Here is a 17,865-nt window from a genome sequence, read left to right as displayed (position 1 = left end):
CCCTGAGTTTTTCCGGCAGCAAATCAATTGCTTCTTACATAGCCTTTTCGGTGGCAAGTTTAAGCCCCAGAGCGATGAAGACAACACCGCTGGTGCGATCGATCCATTTCGAAGCTCGCGAAAAAGCCGCGCGCATCTTCGGCGTCGTCATGAAAATGCTGACACCAACGAACCAGCTGATCAGCGCCGTGGCCATCACGACACCGTAGCCGAGTTTTATTTCGGTCGGCGTATGCGCGTGAACGACTGTCGAAAAAATCGACAGGAAGAAAAACACCGGCTTCGGATTAAGAGCATTCGCCGCAAAGCCGAGACCGAAGGCCTTGGCAAAGCTCTGCTGCTTGCGCGGCTCGTTCGAGGCGGTTTGCGCATCAATTGTGGTCGCGCCCGCACGCAGCGCCTTGATGCCGATATAGACCAGATAGGCCACACCGCACCATTTGACGATGTTGAACAGATAGATCGACTTGGAAATGATGAGGCCGAGACCCAGCACCGTATAGGTGACATGCATCATCAGCGCCGTCCCGATCCCGAAGCTGGTGATGATCGCCTCACGACGGCCATGCATCAAGGACTGCCGCATGACCATGGCCAGATCTGCTCCCGGCGAAACAATCGCAAAGGAGAAGATCGCCATCAGGGAAGCCAGTTCGAAGAGATAGGGATGCATCGCTTTTCCTTTGCTACATTGTGGCGCGATTGACCGCGCCGGCAGCTATCAAAAAATCAAAGCCAGAAACATGACACCCAGTCCGACCATCGAGCCGACCCAGATCAGCGACCGGATATAGGGAATGCCCGCCAGATAGAGCGGAATGTAAACAATACGGCATGCAAACCAGAGCCAGGCTCCGTAAATGCCCCAGACGCTTGCATCACCCTTCAGGGTCAGAGCCAGCGCCAGCGCAATAAAAGCCGGATAGGTTTCGCGGAAATTCGTGGATGCCCGCTCAGCACGCCCGGCAATGGCACCGGAAGGTTTCAACCCTTCATCGCGGGGACCGGCATTCCAGTCGGTGCCGAGTTCTCGCGTGGCCGTCATGGCTTGCAGGAGAATATGGGCCACCAGCAAGACGACGCTCCAGCCGACAAACGGCAGGTAGGGCGACAGATAAGGCGAAGTGGAGAAAAGACCCGGCTCCATCGTTCAAATCCCGTTGCTCGCAAACCCGACCGAAAAGCCGCCCGATTGTGCACGGGCGGCTTTCCTGAATTCCAGCTTAGAGATCGAGAACCAGACGGTCCGGATCTTCCAGGCTTTCCTTGACGCGGACCAGGAAGGTCACGGCTTCCTTGCCGTCCACGATGCGGTGATCGTAGGACAGGGCCAGGTACATCATCGGACGGATCACGATCTGGCCGCCGACAACAACCGGACGGTCCTGGATCTTGTGCATGCCGAGAATGCCCGACTGTGGCGAATTGAGGATCGGCGAAGACATCAGCGAGCCGTAAACACCACCATTGGTGATGGTGAAGGTGCCGCCCTGCATGTCAGCCATCGAAAGCGTGCCATCGCGCGCTGCCTTTGCCAGACGACCCAGTTCCTTTTCCACGCCAGCGATCGAAAGCTGATCGGCGTCGCGGATAACCGGAACAACAAGGCCCTTGTCGGTGCCGACAGCCATGCCGACATGCGCAAAGTTCTTGTAGATGATGTCGGTGCCGTCGATCTCGGCGTTAACAGCCGGGATTTCCTTCAGCGCATGGGTAACAGCCTTCGTGAAGAAGCCCATGAAGCCGAGCTTCACGCCGTGCTTCTTTTCGAAGACGTCTTTGTATTTGGTGCGCAGTTCCATGACGGCGGACATGTCGACTTCGTTATAGGTCGTCAGCATGGCAGCAGTGTTCTGCGCATCCTTCAGACGCTTGGCGATGGTCTGACGCAGACGGGTCATCTTCACACGTTCTTCACGCGGTGCATCGTCAGCCGAGGAAGCCGGACGAGCAGCTGCGGCAGCAACCGGAGCCGGAGCAGCCGAAACGCCCTTGGCGATGGCGTCGAGAACGTCGCCCTTGAGAACCTGACCGCGCTTGCCCGAGCCTTCAACCTGATCAGCGGACAGACCGCTTTCAGCAAGAAGCTTCGAAGCAGCAGGTGCAGGCTGCATGGCCGGGCCCGACGATGCGGAAGCAACCGGTGCAGCGGCTGCCGGAGCGGCGGCTGGCTTGGCTTCTTCCTTCTTCGGAGCAGGTGCAGCAGCTGCGCCCTCACCGGAAATCTGGCCGAGCAGAGCGTTGACCTCAACCGTGTCGCCTTCCTTGGCCACGATTTCAACCAGCACACCAGCAGCAGCAGCCGGAACTTCCACTGTCACCTTGTCGGTTTCCAGTTCCACCAGCGGTTCGTCGATGGCGATAGCATCGCCAACCTTCTTGAACCATTTTCCGATGGTTGCCTCAGTAACGGACTCCCCAAGCGTGGGAACGCGAATTTCGGTGGCCATGGTTTCTTCTTCCGTTGATCTTCAAACTTTAGATTTTGTGTTCAATTCAGGCTGGAGCAGTTTCGAAAAACTGCTCCAAAACTATAACCCGGATCAGTTACCGAGCGCATCCTCAAGGAAAGCCTCAAGCTGCGCAAGATGCTTCGACATCAGGCCGGTTGCCGGAGAAGCGGCAGCCGGGCGGCCCGTGTAGCGGACGCGCTGATGCTTGGCATCGATATGCGCCAGCACCCATTCCAGATACGGATCGATGAACGACCACGCACCCATATTCTTCGGCTCTTCCTGGCACCAGACGATTTCCGCATGACGGAAACGAGACAGCTCGTTGATGAGCGCCTTGGCCGGGAACGGGTAGAGCTGTTCAACACGCAGCAGGTAGACATCGTCGATGCCACGCTTTTCACGCTCTTCGTACAGGTCGTAATAGACCTTGCCCGAGCAGAGCACGACGCGACGGATCTTGGCGTCTTTCTGAAGCTTGATGCCTTCTTCGCCCTTATTGTACTGCGCATCGTCCCAGAGCAGACGGTGGAACGAGGAATCGCCCGACAGTTCGCTGAGGCTCGATACAGCACGCTTGTGGCGCAGCAGGGACTTCGGCGTCATCATGATAAGCGGCTTGCGGAAGTCACGCTTCATCTGGCGGCGCAGAATATGGTAGTAGTTAGCCGGCGTCGTAACGTTGGCAACCTGCATGTTGTCTTCAGCGCAGAGCTGGAGATAACGTTCCAGACGGGCGGACGAATGCTCCGGACCCTGACCTTCATAGCCATGCGGCAGAAGGCAGACGAGACCGGACATGCGCAGCCACTTGCGTTCACCCGACGAGATGAACTGGTCGAACACGACCTGCGCACCGTTGGCGAAATCGCCGAACTGGGCTTCCCAGAGAACCAGCGCACGCGGATCGGATAGCGAATAACCATATTCGTAGCCGAGCACCGCTTCTTCCGAAAGCATCGAGTTGATGGCTTCGTAGATCGCCTGACCCTTCTGAATATTGTTCAGCGGGGTGTAGCGGTTCTGGTTTTCCTGATCGTAGAGAACCGTGTGACGCTGCGAGAAGGTGCCGCGTTCCACGTCCTGACCGGACAGACGAATCGGATGGCCTTCCGCAACGAGCGTGGCGAATGCCAGCGATTCTGCGGTTGCCCAATCGATGCCTTCACCGGTTTCCATCATCTTGGCGCGGTTATCGAGGAAGCGCTGGATGGTGCGGTGGACGTGGAAGTCCTGCGGCACTTCAACCAGCTTCTTGCCGATTTCCTTGAGCGTCTTGATCGGAACACCGGTCTTGCCGCGGCGCTGCTCGTCGGCATTGTCAGCCGTGCGCAGACCAGCCCAGGCACCATCAAGCCAGTCGGCCTTGTTCGGCTTGTAGCTCTGTCCGGCTTCGAACTCGATTTCGAGCTTTTCGCGCCAGTCGGCCTTCATCTTGTCGACGTCGGCCTGGGTGAGCAGACCTTCGGCAATCAGCTTGTCGCTGTAGAGCTGAACGGTCGTCTTGTGCGCGCGGATTTCCTTGTACATCAACGGCTGGGTGAAGGACGGTTCGTCGCCTTCATTGTGGCCGAAGCGACGGTAGCAGAACATGTCCACGACCACCGGCTTGTGGAAGGTCATGCGGAATTCCATCGCAACCTTGGCTGCGAACACCACTGCTTCCGGATCGTCGCCATTGACGTGGAAGACCGGCGCTTCGACCATCTTCGCCACGTCGGACGGATAAGGCGAAGAACGCGAGAAAGCCGGATTGGTGGTGAAGCCGATCTGGTTGTTGATGATGAAATGCAGCGTGCCACCGACGCGGTGACCCTTGAGGCCCGAAAGACCAAGGCACTCGGCAACCACACCCTGACCTGCGAAAGCGGCATCGCCGTGCAGCAGCAGCGGCAGAACCTTGGCGCGTTCGGTCAGCGGAACCATGTCGTCACGGGTGCGACCAACAAGCAAATCCTGCTTGGCGCGGGCCTTGCCCATGACAACCGGATTGACGATTTCAAGGTGAGACGGGTTGGCAGTCAGCGACAGGTGAACCTTGTTGCCATCGAACTCGCGGTCCGACGAAGCGCCAAGATGGTACTTCACGTCGCCCGAACCTTCCACATCGTCCGGCGTGTAGGAGCCGCCCTTGAACTCGTGGAAAATAGCGCGGTGCGGCTTGGCCATAACCTGGCTGAGCACGTTCAGACGGCCACGGTGAGCCATGCCGAACACGACTTCCTTGAGACCCATCTGACCGCCGCGCTTGACGATCTGTTCCAGTGCCGGGATCAGCGATTCACCGCCATCGAGGCCGAAACGCTTGGTGCCCTTGTACTTGACGTCGATGAACTGTTCGAAACCTTCTGCTTCGATAAGCTTCGACAGGATGGCCTTCTTGCCTTCCGGCGTGAAAGCAACCTTTTTATCCGGACCTTCGATGCGTTCCTGAATCCAGGCCTTTTCAGCCGGGTCGGAAATATGCATGAACTCGACGCCAATCGTGCCGCAATAGGTGCGCTTCAGAATGTCGAGCATTTCCGGCACGGTCGCGTATTCGAGACCGAGCACATTATCGATGAAAATCTTGCGATTGTAGTCGGCAGGCGTGAAGCCGTAGGCTTCCGGCTCCAGCTCGTTATAGTCGTTCGGCTTTTCGGCCAGACCAAGCGGATCAAGATTGGCATGCAGATGGCCGCGCATGCGATAGGCGCGGATCATCATGATGGCGCGAACGCTGTCGCGTGCAGCCTGTGCAATCTCTTCAGCGGACAGTGCGGCAGCGGCTTTACCGTCGCCCTTGCCATTCTGGGCAGCTTTGCCCTTCAGCTTGTCGGTCACATGCTTTTCGACTTCAGCCCAGTTGCCGTCGAGAGCGGAGACGAGTTCGCCATTGGCGGCAATCGGCCAGTTCTTTCTGGTCCAGCTTGCGCCCTGCGCATTCTTCTTCACATCTTCGGCACTATCGCCCAGCTTCGCGAAAAAATCGCGCCACTGCGGATCAACCGAATTCGGATCATCCTCATACTTGGCGTACAGCTCCTCGATATAGTCGGCGTTGCCGCCATAGAGGAACGAGGTAAGGGCGAAAACGTCGTTGGCCTGTTCTTGCCTTGCCATAACCTAATCCGGAGCTTTGCTCCGTCTCCTTGTCAGTAGCTCATCTGCGCGGGCCGGAAGTTTCCGGAAGTTCGTTGCCGAAACCTTCATCCCTCACGCCGCCGGGGAGGAACCACAACAGACCCCGGCAAAACTCGTTTCTACGCGACCCGAGCGATCTGTTCCGACGCAATTGTCAGAACCGCCCGGTCTATTTGTTCGACACCGGAGAATGACCGCGAATGCCTGCCATTCCCTTAAAGCCCGGTATCCGGCTTCAGTATGTTTTGTTATGCCAAACCCGGCAGCGGCTTTCGCCGCCGCCGGGATATTCAAACTCGAACCGATCTTAGCCCTTGAGGACTTCGACCAGCGTCTTGCCGAGCTGCGCAGGCGACGGGGAGACGCGGATGCCAGCCGATTCCATGGCTGCAATCTTGTCTTCCGCTCCGCCCTTGCCGCCGGAGATCACGGCGCCGGCATGGCCCATGGTGCGTCCGGCAGGAGCCGTACGGCCAGCGATGAAGCCGACCATTGGCTTCTTGCGACCGCGCTTGGCTTCGTCCTTGAGGAACTGAGCCGCATCTTCTTCAGCCGAACCGCCGATTTCACCGATCATGACGATCGACTTGGTTTCGTCGTCGGCCAGGAACATTTCCAGCACGTCGATGAACTCGGTGCCCTTGACCGGGTCGCCGCCGATACCGACAGCAGTGGTCTGGCCGAGGCCCTCGTTCGAGGTCTGGAACACAGCTTCATAGGTAAGCGTGCCGGAGCGGGATACAACACCCACCGAACCCTTCTTGAAGATATTGCCCGGCATGATGCCGATCTTGCATTCTTCAGGGGTCAGGATGCCCGGGCAGTTCGGTCCGAGCAGGCGCGACTTCGAGCGTTCCAGACGCTCCTTGACGCGAACCATGTCCAGGACCGGAATGCCTTCGGTGATGCAGACGATGAACGGAACTTCAGCTTCGATGGCTTCGATGATCGCGTCGGCTGCGCCTGCTGGCGGAACGTAGATCACGGATGCATCGGCGCCCGTGCGTTCCTTGGCTTCGGCAACGGTTGCGAAGATCGGGAGCTTTTCGCCCTTCGAACCTTCCCAGGTTTCGCCACCCTTCTTCGGATGGATACCGCCGACCATCTGCGTGCCATAGTAAGCAAGCGCCTGTTCGGTATGGAAAGTACCGGTCTTGCCGGTCAGGCCCTGTACGAGAACCTTGGTGTCCTTGTTAACGAGAATGGACATGCCTTAATTCCCCTTCACAGCAGCGACGATCTTCTGCGCCGCATCGTCGAGATCGTCAGCCGAAATAACGTTCAGGCCGCTCTCGTTGATGATCTTCTTGCCGAGTTCCACGTTGGTGCCTTCAAGACGGACAACCAGCGGAACCTTCAGGCCGACTTCCTTGACCGCAGCGATCACGCCTTCGGCGATCACGTCGCACTTCATGATGCCACCGAAGATGTTGACCAGAATGCCCTGGACAGCCGGATCAGCGGTGATGATCTTGAACGCAGCCGTCACCTTCTCCTTGGAAGCGCCGCCACCAACGTCGAGGAAGTTGGCAGGTTCTGCACCGTAGAGCTTGATGATGTCCATCGTTGCCATGGCAAGGCCAGCGCCGTTGACCATGCAGCCGATATTGCCGTCGAGAGCGACGTAAGCGAGGTCGTACTTTGAAGCTTCGATCTCTTTTTCGTCTTCTTCCGACAGATCGCGCAGTTCCTGAATGTCAGGATGACGGAACAGCGCATTGCCGTCGAACGATACCTTGGCATCGAGAACGCGCACGCGGCCATCGGTCATGACGATCAGCGGGTTGATCTCGAGAAGGCTCATGTCCTTTTCGGTGAAGGCCTTGTAGAGGATCGGGAACAGCTTCACGCCGTCTTCGCGAGCCTGACCTTCAAGCTTCAGCGCGTCGGCGAGCTTGTTGGCGTCTTCGTCCGTTACGCCCTTGGCCGGATCGATGGCGACAGTCACGATCTTTTCAGGGGTTTCTTCGGCAACGGCTTCAATGTCCATGCCGCCTTCGGTCGAAACGACGAAAGCCGGACGGCCGACGGTGCGGTCGATCAGGATCGAGAGGTAGAGTTCGCGATCAATGTCGGCGCCATCTTCGATGTAAAGACGGTTGACCTGCTTACCGGCAGGGCCGGTCTGCTTCGTGACGAGCGTGTTGCCGAGCATTTCCTTCGCATTGGCAACCACTTCCTCAACCGACTTGGCGAGGCGCACGCCGCCCTTGGCGTCCGGGCCGAGTTCCTTGAACTTGCCCTTGCCGCGTCCACCAGCATGGATCTGGCTCTTGACGACATAAAGCGGTCCGGGAAGCGTCTTTGCCCACTCTTCCGCCTGCTCGACGGAATAGACAGCCACACCGTTGGCGATCGGCGCGCCGTAGGTGTGAAGCAGGCGCTTGGCCTGATATTCGTGAATATTCATCTGGTTGTCCTCTACGGATTCCCGGTTCGTTTGGCGAACCGGTACGGATTGACAGCCGGAAAAGGCCGGAGCCCCGTCAAAAACAGAGCATCCGGCCTTGTCTGGATATTACTTGAGCGACGGAGCGATACCGATGCAGGCTTCGCAAAGACCGGCAACCGAAGCCACCGACTTTTCGAACTCGGCCTTTTCGTCCTTGTCCAGGTCGATTTCGATGATGCGTTCAACGCCATTGGCGCCGATCACGGTCGGCACGCCGACATACATGTCCTTCACGCCATACTGACCGGTCAGCTGGGCAGCGACGGGCAGAACGCGCTTCTTGTCCTTGAGGTAGGATTCAGCCATCTGAATGGCCGAAGAAGCCGGAGCGTAGAAAGCCGAACCGGTCTTGAGCAGACCGACGATTTCCGCGCCGCCGTCACGGGTGCGCTGGATGATCTTGTCGAGCTTTTCCTGGCTGGTCCAGCCCATCTTGACGAGGTCCGGCAGCGGAATGCCAGCAACCGTCGAGTAGCGAGCCAGCGGAACCATGCTGTCGCCGTGGCCGCCGAGCACGAATGCCGTGACGTCTTCAACCGAAACGTTGAACTCTTCCGAGAGGAAATAACGGAAACGGGCGCTGTCGAGAACGCCAGCCATGCCGACAACCTTGTGAGCCGGAAGGCCCGAGAACTTCTGCAGAGCCCAGACCATCGCGTCGAGCGGGTTGGTGATGCAGATGACGAAGGCTTCAGGCGCATACTTCTTGATGCCTGCGCCGACCTGTTCCATCACCTTCAGGTTGATGCCCAGAAGATCGTCGCGGCTCATGCCAGGCTTGCGCGGCACACCTGCGGTAACGATGACAACGTCCGCGCCTTCGATGGCTGCGTAATCGTTGGCGCCGGTAAACTTCGCATCAAAACCGTCAACCGGAGAAGATTCGGCGATATCCAGTCCCTTGCCCTGCGGAGTACCTTCCGCAATATCAAAAAGGACGACGTCGCCCAGTTCCTTCAGACCGGCGAGATGAGCGAGCGTGCCGCCAATCATACCGGAGCCGATGAGGGCAATCTTGTTGCGTGCCATGATTGTTTCTTTCCTCAAGTTTGATCCAGAAACGCATGAAGCCATCCGGTGTCCTCCCGGAAACGCTTAAGCGCTGCGAGGGTTCGATATGACTCTTTGCAAAAAAACACAACTCATTATTTTGCGACCAATGTTTTCAATCGGTTAGAATTATATGTTCTTACGTAAACGTAAGATAATTGGGCGAAATAATGGCAATTCCCCTCTGTCTCGCCCGTCATCACCCTGCCGGTGATGCGATAGGCAAGCCGCCAATCCGATCGGTCATTGCCGCATCCCGCATGCGAATGCCGGGAGCAACAATCCTAGAGCAGATACGTCCTTCCGAACGTATCAGGTCGCTCTAACTATCTGAACCTACACACCCTGCTTTCCAAAAACTCGCTTTCGCGTTTCGGGGCCGGGGCGCTGAATTTGCGCGGGCACGATAGCCGATTGAGGATATAAGTCCAGTCTGTGGCAATCAGATGATATGGCTAGACATTTGTAGCCAGAGACGGCTCGCAGAATCGGTGAGCCGTCTTCAAGATCAAACCGATCGGAGAAAAGCACCGAATTCAGTCGGCCCTCTCCGGTATCTGCGACAGATATTCGGCGCTCTGCATTTCGAAGAGACGTGATGCGGTGCGGTCGAATTCGAATGCCTCGGTGCCGCTTTTCGCAACATAGAGCTTTTCCGGCTGCGCTTCCGCCGTAATAAACACGCGGGCATGATGGTCGTATAGAACGTCCACCAGCAGGATAAAGCGCTTGGCTTCGTTGCGCCGCGAAAGATCGAGCATCGGCACATTGTCGATAAACAGAGTGGAATAGCGGCCAACAATGGCCAGATAGTCCGCAGCCCCGAGCGGGCGGCTGCACAGTTCTTCGAAACTGAAACGCGCAGCACCTGGAACGGAATGCGGCACCTCGACATCACGCCCCTTGATGCGAATGACGTCCGGCTTTTCTTCCACGCCGTTCTTCTGCGCAGTCCAGGCGGCATCCATCCGCTTCGCCGTCTCGCCACCCAGCGGGGAGAGATAGACCGGCTGGCGGTCCAGCTTTTCCAGACGATAGTCGGTGCGCGAATCGAGATTGATCACGTCGACATGCTTCTTGAGAATATCGACAAAGGGCAGGAACAGCTGGCGGTTCAGGCCGTCGCGATAGAGATTGTTCGGCGCGACATTCGACGTGGCGATCAGCACGACGCCGCGTGCAAACAGCGCGCTGAAGAGGCGCGACAGGATCATCGCATCGGCAATATCCGTTACCGTGAATTCGTCGAAACACAGCACCCATGCCTGTGCGCTCAGCGCATCGGCAACCGGCGGGATCGGGTCGTCCTGCTTGGTCTCGCCACGCTTCAAGGCCTGACGATGCGCATTGATACGATCATGCACATCGGCCATAAAATCATTGAAATGGGCACGGCGTTTGCGTTCGACGGGCAGGAGCGAAAAGAACATGTCCATCAGCATGGTCTTGCCGCGGCCGACTTCGCCATGGACATAAAGCCCCTTGACGATTTCCTGCGCCTGCTTGCGCTTGCCGAAAAGCCAGCCAAGCGCGCTGGACTTGCGCGAAAGCCGCTTGGTGCAAATCTCCTCGATCAGCCGGTCATAACGGCTGGTCAGGTCGAGCTGCGCGGGATCGGCCTCCACTTCGCCGGATACGACCAGTGCATCGTAATGCTCGCGAACGGAGGGAAACGCTTTCAGATTACCATCAAAGGACATGACAGGTTCCGTGAAACCTCTACTTAAAATTCGGCGGAGCAGTCCGGAGACGCCCCGCCGCGATCGATTGTTTCGGCTTTATATCAGCGCGCCACGTTTAAATCAGCGCGCCAATCTCAGATTAACGCGAAAGTGACAGGGCCTGACCGCCCGTGGTCTGACCGTCGAAACGGCCCTGACCGGACGAATAGAGCGAAGCGACCGTGCCGCCCGATCCATCGTAAAGCACAAGCTGCTTGCCGTTGACGGCCCAGGAAGCGAGGTTTGCCAGTTCGCCCGGGCAACGCAGCGGACCTGCGCGGAAACCCTGACCATATTTGGTCTGCGGCGTGGCAACCTTACAGCTCTGGCCGCCAAGCGAGGCGTTCCAGACGCCTGCGACGCTACCCGGCGTCAGATCGGGCGCCGATGCGGGCGGCAGGCTTGCAACCTGCGTATTGCCCGGCTGCATGCCGGGATTGGTGGTTGGAGCGGTCGGGAACTGCGATCCATCCGGCGAATTGAGATTGCCCTTCTGCACAGAACCCTGCGGCGCGGCCTGCAAGGGTGCTGGCGGAGGCGGCGGGGAAACAGGCCCGAGGTCGTTGCCCATCCGGGAGCTCTGACAGCCGGCCAATACGATGCCAGCCGCTGCCAGGCTCAGCAAACTTGCTTTCGAAATTCCCATCAGGTTCTCCATTTCGGTCGAGGTCTTGGGATAGCGGCGCAAACCACGCTCACGCGAAACCCAGCTATCACACCAATATTGGCGCGATAAAATGGCTATATGGTTAAAAAATCAACACCATCACCCGGCAATTTGCGCAGGAGTGATCAATCCGGGTTTGAAATTGCTCATAAATTTTGGGACTGGGACAGGAAGGCCACAGTTTTTTGGGTGCATGGCTCGAAACGGAACCGCGCAACCGGCCATATGAGCTGATAGCAATGTTAGATATATTGCTGGCACTGGCAATTTGCCGGGTTTTCCGCCATATAGACGCCAGATAACCCATTGAACGAACCTTTCGGCTGCATCAACGCAGCCGCAGGCAGAACGGAACCACGACAGCTATGGCCACCAGGGCAGCCTTCGCCAAGATGAACGGGCTCGGCAATCAGATCATCGTTGCCGATATGCGCGGTCGCGCAGACCGCATCACGCCTGACGCCGCCATTCATCTTGCCGGTGCGAGCGAAACGGCCTTCGACCAGATCATGGCCATTCATGATCCGCGCACGCCAGGCACAGACAATTATATATCGATCATCAATTGCGACGGCACGGAAGCGCAGGCCTGCGGTAATGGCACGCGCTGCGTGGTGCAGGCGCTGGCTGCCGAGACCGGCAAGCGCGCCTTCACCTTCGAGACCCGCGCGGGAATTTTGACCGCCAAAGAACATGATGACGGACTGATTTCCGTCGATATGGGCAAGCCGCGTTTCGGCTGGCAGGAAATTCCGCTTGCCGAAGAATTTCAAGACACGCGCATGATCGAGCTTCAGGTTGGCCCTATCGATGCGCCAGTGCTGCATTCGCCTTCGGTCGCCTCGATGGGCAATCCGCATGCGATCTTCTGGGTGGACCGCGATGTGTGGTCCTACGAACTGGAAAAGTTCGGCCCGCTTCTGGAAAACCATCCGATTTTCCCGGAACGCGCCAATATCTCGATTGCCCGCGTCACATCACCGGAAACGATGGACCTGCGCACCTGGGAACGCGGCGCCGGGCTGACCCGCGCCTGCGGTTCTGCCGCCTGCGCCGCGGCTGTTTCCGGCGCACGCACGCGCCATACCGGCCGCAAGGTGACGGTCAATGTTCCGGGCGGCCCTTTGCTAATTGAATGGCGTGACGACGATCATGTCATGATGACCGGCCCGGCTGAGTGGGAATTTTCCGGCACATTCGATCCGGCAAGCGGCGACTGGAGCCGCGACCTTGAAAGCGGCTCGACGGCGAGCACGTCTGCGGACAAGGGTGCTGCCTGATGAGCGTGGAAGTCGTAACATTCGGATGTCGTCTCAACACCTATGAGTCCGAGGTGATGAAGCGCGAAGCCGACGCTGCCGGTCTTGGACAGTTGAAGGATGGCGCGATCATCTTCAACACCTGCGCCGTGACATCGGAAGCCGTGCGACAGGCCCGTCAGGCCATCCGCAAGGCGCGCCGCGAAAATCCGGAAGCCCGCATCATCGTAACCGGCTGCGCTGCACAAACCGAAGCAGACAATTTTGCCTCCATGGATGAAGTGGACCTCGTGCTTGGCAATGAGGAAAAGCTGAAATCCAACTCCTATCGCATGTTGCCCGATTTCGGCGTGAACCAGTTTGAGAAGGTGCGCGTCAACGACATTATGGAAGTGCGCGAAACCGCGAGCCACATGGTCGACGCCATCGAAGGCCGCGCACGCGCCTTCGTGCAGGTCCAGAATGGTTGCGACCATCGCTGCACGTTCTGCATCATCCCCTATGGTCGCGGCAATTCCCGCTCGGTGCCGATGGGCGCGGTGGTGGAACAGGTGAAGCGCCTTGTTGGCAACGGTTATGCCGAAGTGGTGCTGACCGGCGTGGACATGACTTCCTACGGTCCCGACCTTCCGGGAAGCCTGCGTCTCGGCAAACTGGTCAAGACGGTTCTCAATCAGGTGCCGGACCTTCAGCGCCTGCGTCTCTCATCCATCGATTCCATCGAGGCGGATGACGACCTGATGGACGCCATTGCCAATGAAAAGCGGCTGATGCCGCATCTGCACCTGTCCTTGCAAGCAGGTGACGACATGATCCTGAAGCGTATGAAACGCCGCCATCTGCGCGACGATTCCATTCGTTTCTGTGAAACGGTGCGTTCGCTGCGTCCCGATATCGTGTTCGGCGCGGATATCATCACCGGCTTTCCAACCGAAACCGAGGACATGTTCCAGAACTCGATGAAGATCGTCGAGGAATGCGGCCTGACCCATCTGCACGTCTTCCCATATAGCGCGCGCGAAGGCACGCCTGCCGCGCGCATGCCGCAGGTGCGGCGCGAAATCGTCAAGGAGCGCGCCGCCCGGTTGCGCGCTGAAGGCGACAAGGCCTATGAGAAACATCTTGCCTCGCTCACCGGCACGACCCAGCGTCTGCTGATCGAGAAGGAAGGCATTGCCCGCACGGAAGGCTTTACGCTCGCAGCCGTCGAAGGCGGCGCGGAAGCTGCCGCTCCGGGTCAAATTATCGAACGTATGGTGACGGGCCACGACGGTGAGAAACTTCTCACCCGCGCCGCCTGACCATCAGCTGCATAAACAAGGCATCGGAATCCATGGCAATCGGTTTCATCAAGAGAATGTTCTCCTTCGGCAAGAAGGAGGTCGAGGAAAGACCGGTCGACCAACCGGCGCCCGACACAATCACCGAAGCCACGCAAACGCCAGAACCGGAAGCGCCCGCAACACTGGAAGCGCCGAAACCGGCTGAAATACCGGAAGAAGCAGCCGTAGAGGCACCATCCGAGCCGGAAGCTCCGGTTGCTGAAGAACCCGCGGCCCGCACCGCGCCGGAACCGGTTGTTGAACCTGTCGAAACGCCTGCCGAAAAGGCGCCGGAGCCTGCGGTCGAGGACGTTGTCGAAGCGCAGCCTGAGCCGGAACATCCTGTCGCGGAAATCGAAATTCCAATCGAACAGCCACCAGTCATGGAACCGGCTGTAATCGAACCGCCATTTATTGAGCCAGAACCCCAGCCCGAGGCCACGCCGGAACCCGAAGCAGAGCCTGAGCCAGAACCGGCTCCTGCACTTGCACCCGAACCGGAAAAGCCTGAAGAGCCGAAGCCTGTCGAAACACCTGCGCCCGTTGCAGCGGAGCCGGTGGCGGAAGCAGCACCAGAACCTGCGCCCGCCAAGCCGAAAAAGGTCAAGGTTTCCAAGGCAGTCGAGGAACAGGCGGAAGAAGCGCCTGCCGCCCCTGTGGCCGAGCCGAAACTGTCGTGGTTCGAGCGTTTGCGGCGCGGTCTGTCGCGTTCATCCTCTTCGCTCAGCGAATCCATCGGCGGCATTTTCACCAAGCGCAAGCTGGACGAAGACACGCTTCAGGATCTGGAAGATGTACTGATCCAGGCCGATCTCGGCCTTGAAACCGCAATGCGCGTTACCGATGCGCTGGCCTCCGGGCGCTATGGCAAGGATGTTTCGAGCGATGAAGTGCGCTCGATCATGAGCACGGAAATCGAAAAAGTGCTCGGCCCTGTCGCCAAGCCGCTAGAACTCGACCTGTCCCACAAGCCGCATGTCATTCTGGTTGTCGGCGTCAACGGCACTGGCAAGACCACGACCATCGGCAAGCTCGCAGCAAAGCTGACGGCGGGCGGCCTCAAGGTCATGCTGGCGGCAGGCGATACTTTCCGTGCGGCGGCGATCGAACAGCTTCATATCTGGGGTGAGCGCACAGGCGCACCCGTTGTCTCTTCCAAACTCGGTGCTGATGCGGCCGGTCTTGCCTATGACGCCTGGGAAAAAGCCCGGGACGCAGGCAGCGACGTGCTCATCATCGATACAGCCGGACGCTTGCAGAACAAGGCCGAGCTGATGGATGAACTTGCCAAGATCGTGCGCGTGCTCGGCAAGCACGACCCGGAAGCACCGCACACGGTGCTGCAGACGCTCGACGCCACGACCGGTCAGAACGCACTCAATCAGGTCGAAATCTTCAAGAATATCGCTGGTGTGAACGGGCTGGTCATGACCAAGCTTGACGGCACGGCACGGGGCGGCATTCTTGTTGCCATCTCGGCCAAGCACAAGCTGCCGGTCTATTTCATCGGTGTCGGCGAAGGTGTCGATGACCTCGAACCATTTGCGGCCAATGAATTTGCCCGCGCCATTGCAGGAGTTGCCTGATGGAGCACCCCGTCTTCGAACGCGATCCGTCGCAGAAGAGCGAAGTCGAGCGCAAGGAAGTGCAGCCGCTGCTCAAGCTGGTGCTGGAGCTGGGGCCGCTTCTGGTGTTCTTTTTCGCCAATGCGCGCGGCGAAACGCTGATCGAGCATTTTCCGGTGCTCGCCTCCATCGGCGAGCCGATCTTTCTGGCCACCGCCCTTTTCATGGTCGCGACGGTGATCGCACTTGGCATTTCGTGGGCATTGACGCGCACGCTGCCCATCATGCCGCTCATTTCCGGCATCGTGGTTCTGGTGTTCGGCGCGCTGACGCTCTGGCTGCATAACGACACCTTCATCAAGATGAAGCCCACGATCGTTAACACGCTGTTCGGGGCGATTCTCCTTGGCGGATTGTTCTTCGGAAAATCGCTTCTGGGCTATGTGTTTGATTCGGCCTTCCGGCTCGATGCCGAGGGCTGGAAAAAGCTCACCTTCCGCTGGGGCCTGTTCTTCATCTTTCTGGCCGTCGCCAACGAAGTTGTCTGGCGCAATTTCTCCACCGATGCGTGGGTTTCGTTCAAGGTCTGGGGCATCATGCCCATCACAGTTGTCTTCACGCTTTTACAAATGCCGCTTATCCAGAAGCATTCATTGACAGAGGACAATAAGCCCGCATCATAGGTGCATGATCCCGAAAAGATCATGCACGGAAAATGAACGAGCGGCAGGCATTGAGGGAATCGCGGCATGGTCGACATCGCACAACAGCTGGATATCGAACAATTCATCTGCCGCAGTGACAATTATGGCGTCCTGATCCACGATCCGGTCAGCGCGCTGACTGCGGCCATCGATGCGCCGGATGCCCACGCCATAGAAGCAGCTCTTGAGCGGCGCGGCTGGACGCTGGATTTCATTTTCACCACCCATCATCACCTCGACCATGTCGAGGGCAATGCCGCGCTGAAAAAGAAATTTGGCCTCAGCATTATCGGCCCCGAAGCCGAAGAGAGCAAAATCCCCGGCATCGACCGCACGGTTCGCGACGGCGACGAATTCACCTTCGGGCTTTTCAAGGTCAGGGTCATCGCAACGCCAGGCCACACAGCGGGCGAGATTTCCTATTACATCCCGGACGTCAAGGCGGTTTTCACCGGCGATACGCTGTTTGCACTCGGCTGCGGACGGCTTTTTGAGGGAACGCCCGCGACGATGTTTCAGTCGCTGCAAAAGCTGGTCGCCCTGCCCGGCGATACCGCCATCTATTGCGGCCATGAATATACCGAAAGCAATGCACGCTTTGCGCTGACCATCGATCCGGATAATTCCGCGCTGAAAGAACGGGCGCTGGAGATCGGACGGCTGCGCGCTGCCGACAAGATGACCCTGCCGTCGAGCATTAGTCTCGAAATGGCCACCAATCCTTTCCTGCGCTGGCATGACAGCCGTATTCGTGCCCGCCTTGGCATGCAGGATGCGCCCGACGAAGCCGTGTTTGCAGAGATTCGCAAGCGCAAAGACATGTTTTAGAGCCGTCGCCTGTGGCGACCGCTCGAGACAATTGTTTCACGCATAATCTTGTCCGAAAAGTCTGCAACTTTTCGGGATTATGCTTTTAGGATAGACGACGATGACCTTTTCCCGCTTCAAAAGCCTGAACCGCGCCGCCTTGCTCGGCCTGTCGCTTGTTGTCCTGCCTGCCTCTGCCGGAATGGCGCATGCGGAAGACATTCTGTCGATCGCCACACCGCCGGAAACACCAGCCGAAATCAACAATTTCAAGCTGACCGAAGACCTGTTGACGCGCATGGAGAAGATTCATGGCGAACTGGAACGGATGCAGCTTTCGCCTACCTCGGAAGAGGGACAGGATGCGCAGCCCTCGATGGATTCCATGGTGAAAAGCATCGAATCGCGCCCGCAGGTCGTGGAACTGATGAAAGCGCAGAACATTGCGCCGCGCGATTATCTTCTCGCCTATTTCGCCATGATGAGCGCTCTGGCCGCCGTCGATGCGGAAGAAGAAGACCAGCTTGTCGATGAAGTGAAGGGGATCAATCCCGAACACGTCGCCTTCGGCAAGCAATATGGTGACCGCATCCGCGATCTGATCGGCGAATAGTTCTCCTCTTCACCCAGCGCCCACCCCTCATCCTGACCGGTGCTTCCGCTCCTCATCCTGAGGAGCCGTTGAAAACGGCGTCACGAAGGACGATCCTTCGAGACGGTGCTGCGCACCTCCTCAGGATGA

General features: G+C 58.2%; 15 protein-coding genes. 6 read left to right on the top strand and 9 right to left on the bottom strand.

The genetic code is table 11. The annotated features are described in order from the left end of the window. Window positions 1-34: 34 nt before the first annotated feature. From FHW00_RS02005 to FHW00_RS01965, 9 genes are all read right to left on the bottom strand, one after another. Window positions 35-673, bottom strand: coding sequence for a LysE family transporter (locus FHW00_RS02005; protein ID WP_078337567.1), 639 nt, complete (start codon window positions 671-673; stop codon window positions 35-37). Between the two features lie 48 nt (window positions 674-721). Further along, on the bottom strand, window positions 722-1,147 hold the full coding sequence (locus FHW00_RS02000) for an MAPEG family protein (protein WP_078337568.1): 426 nt from the start codon (window positions 1,145-1,147) through the stop codon (window positions 722-724). A 76-nt stretch (window positions 1,148-1,223) separates the two neighbouring features. Further along, window positions 1,224-2,450, bottom strand: coding sequence for a 2-oxoglutarate dehydrogenase complex dihydrolipoyllysine-residue succinyltransferase (gene odhB / locus FHW00_RS01995; RefSeq protein WP_078337569.1), 1,227 nt, complete (start codon window positions 2,448-2,450; stop codon window positions 1,224-1,226). A 93-nt stretch (window positions 2,451-2,543) separates the two neighbouring features. Beyond that, window positions 2,544-5,555 (bottom strand): 2-oxoglutarate dehydrogenase E1 component, encoded by a 3,012-nt coding sequence (locus FHW00_RS01990; RefSeq protein WP_078337570.1) that lies wholly within the window; start codon window positions 5,553-5,555, stop codon window positions 2,544-2,546. A 328-nt stretch (window positions 5,556-5,883) separates the two neighbouring features. Next, window positions 5,884-6,786, bottom strand: coding sequence for a succinate--CoA ligase subunit alpha (gene sucD, locus FHW00_RS01985; protein WP_078337571.1), 903 nt, complete (start codon window positions 6,784-6,786; stop codon window positions 5,884-5,886). 3 nt (window positions 6,787-6,789) lie between these two features. Continuing rightward, window positions 6,790-7,986, bottom strand: coding sequence for an ADP-forming succinate--CoA ligase subunit beta (gene sucC, locus FHW00_RS01980; protein WP_078337572.1), 1,197 nt, complete (start codon window positions 7,984-7,986; stop codon window positions 6,790-6,792). A 108-nt stretch (window positions 7,987-8,094) separates the two neighbouring features. Next, on the bottom strand, window positions 8,095-9,057 hold the full coding sequence (mdh, locus tag FHW00_RS01975; RefSeq protein WP_078337573.1) for a malate dehydrogenase: 963 nt from the start codon (window positions 9,055-9,057) through the stop codon (window positions 8,095-8,097). 557 nt (window positions 9,058-9,614) lie between these two features. After that, window positions 9,615-10,778 (bottom strand): cell division protein ZapE, encoded by a 1,164-nt coding sequence (zapE, locus tag FHW00_RS01970; RefSeq protein ID WP_078337574.1) that lies wholly within the window; start codon window positions 10,776-10,778, stop codon window positions 9,615-9,617. Between the two features lie 121 nt (window positions 10,779-10,899). Beyond that, window positions 10,900-11,445 (bottom strand): protease inhibitor Inh/omp19 family protein, encoded by a 546-nt coding sequence (locus tag FHW00_RS01965; protein WP_078337575.1) that lies wholly within the window; start codon window positions 11,443-11,445, stop codon window positions 10,900-10,902. A 386-nt stretch (window positions 11,446-11,831) separates the two neighbouring features. Between FHW00_RS01965 and dapF the strand changes: the two genes are divergently transcribed. From dapF to FHW00_RS01935, 6 genes are all read left to right on the top strand, one after another. After that, window positions 11,832-12,746 carry a diaminopimelate epimerase gene (gene dapF / locus FHW00_RS01960; protein ID WP_078337576.1) on the top strand — a complete coding sequence of 305 codons (915 nt, stop codon included), beginning with the start codon at window positions 11,832-11,834 and terminating at the stop codon, window positions 12,744-12,746. Next, window positions 12,746-14,026, top strand: a complete 1,281-nt coding sequence (gene mtaB, locus FHW00_RS01955; protein ID WP_078337577.1) for a tRNA (N(6)-L-threonylcarbamoyladenosine(37)-C(2))-methylthiotransferase MtaB — start codon at window positions 12,746-12,748, stop codon at window positions 14,024-14,026. The genes dapF and mtaB overlap by 1 nt, the downstream gene beginning before the upstream one ends. A 32-nt stretch (window positions 14,027-14,058) precedes the next feature. After that, entirely contained in the window at window positions 14,059-15,633 is a 1,575-nt protein-coding gene (ftsY, locus tag FHW00_RS01950) for a signal recognition particle-docking protein FtsY (RefSeq protein WP_078337578.1), read from the top strand. Continuing rightward, complete coding sequence (locus FHW00_RS01945; RefSeq protein WP_078337579.1) at window positions 15,633-16,295, top strand: septation protein A; 663 nt, start codon at window positions 15,633-15,635, stop codon at window positions 16,293-16,295. Before ftsY ends, FHW00_RS01945 begins: the two co-directional genes overlap by 1 nt. 66 nt (window positions 16,296-16,361) lie before the next feature. Then, window positions 16,362-17,144 (top strand): hydroxyacylglutathione hydrolase, encoded by a 783-nt coding sequence (gloB, locus tag FHW00_RS01940; RefSeq protein WP_078337580.1) that lies wholly within the window; start codon window positions 16,362-16,364, stop codon window positions 17,142-17,144. A 100-nt stretch (window positions 17,145-17,244) separates the two neighbouring features. Then, window positions 17,245-17,736 (top strand): hypothetical protein, encoded by a 492-nt coding sequence (locus FHW00_RS01935; RefSeq protein WP_078337581.1) that lies wholly within the window; start codon window positions 17,245-17,247, stop codon window positions 17,734-17,736. Window positions 17,737-17,865: the final 129 nt, after the last annotated feature.

The sequence above is a fragment of the Ochrobactrum sp. P6BSIII genome (assembly GCF_014138065.1).
Lineage (GTDB): Bacteria > Pseudomonadota > Alphaproteobacteria > Rhizobiales > Rhizobiaceae > Brucella.
Note: the sequence above shows the minus strand (reverse complement) of the source record. Positions and strands in the feature narration are given on the sequence as shown.

Excerpts from the sequence above, each read along its gene's own strand:
- FHW00_RS02005 (WP_078337567.1), bottom strand. The coding sequence starts at position 673 with ATGCATCCCTATCTCTTCGAACTGGCTTCCCTGATGGCGATCTTCTCC.
- FHW00_RS02000 (WP_078337568.1), bottom strand. The coding sequence starts at position 1,147 with ATGGAGCCGGGTCTTTTCTCCACTTCGCCTTATCTGTCGCCCTACCTG.
- odhB (WP_078337569.1), bottom strand. The coding sequence starts at position 2,450 with ATGGCCACCGAAATTCGCGTTCCCACGCTTGGGGAGTCCGTTACTGAG.
- FHW00_RS01990 (WP_078337570.1), bottom strand. The coding sequence starts at position 5,555 with ATGGCAAGGCAAGAACAGGCCAACGACGTTTTCGCCCTTACCTCGTTC.
- sucD (WP_078337571.1), bottom strand. The coding sequence starts at position 6,786 with ATGTCCATTCTCGTTAACAAGGACACCAAGGTTCTCGTACAGGGCCTG.
- sucC (WP_078337572.1), bottom strand. The coding sequence starts at position 7,986 with ATGAATATTCACGAATATCAGGCCAAGCGCCTGCTTCACACCTACGGC.
- mdh (WP_078337573.1), bottom strand. The coding sequence starts at position 9,057 with ATGGCACGCAACAAGATTGCCCTCATCGGCTCCGGTATGATTGGCGGC.
- zapE (WP_078337574.1), bottom strand. The coding sequence starts at position 10,778 with ATGTCCTTTGATGGTAATCTGAAAGCGTTTCCCTCCGTTCGCGAGCAT.
- FHW00_RS01965 (WP_078337575.1), bottom strand. The coding sequence starts at position 11,445 with ATGGGAATTTCGAAAGCAAGTTTGCTGAGCCTGGCAGCGGCTGGCATC.
- dapF (WP_078337576.1), top strand. The coding sequence starts at position 11,832 with ATGGCCACCAGGGCAGCCTTCGCCAAGATGAACGGGCTCGGCAATCAG.
- mtaB (WP_078337577.1), top strand. The coding sequence starts at position 12,746 with ATGAGCGTGGAAGTCGTAACATTCGGATGTCGTCTCAACACCTATGAG.
- ftsY (WP_078337578.1), top strand. The coding sequence starts at position 14,059 with ATGGCAATCGGTTTCATCAAGAGAATGTTCTCCTTCGGCAAGAAGGAG.
- FHW00_RS01945 (WP_078337579.1), top strand. The coding sequence starts at position 15,633 with ATGGAGCACCCCGTCTTCGAACGCGATCCGTCGCAGAAGAGCGAAGTC.
- gloB (WP_078337580.1), top strand. The coding sequence starts at position 16,362 with ATGGTCGACATCGCACAACAGCTGGATATCGAACAATTCATCTGCCGC.
- FHW00_RS01935 (WP_078337581.1), top strand. The coding sequence starts at position 17,245 with ATGACCTTTTCCCGCTTCAAAAGCCTGAACCGCGCCGCCTTGCTCGGC.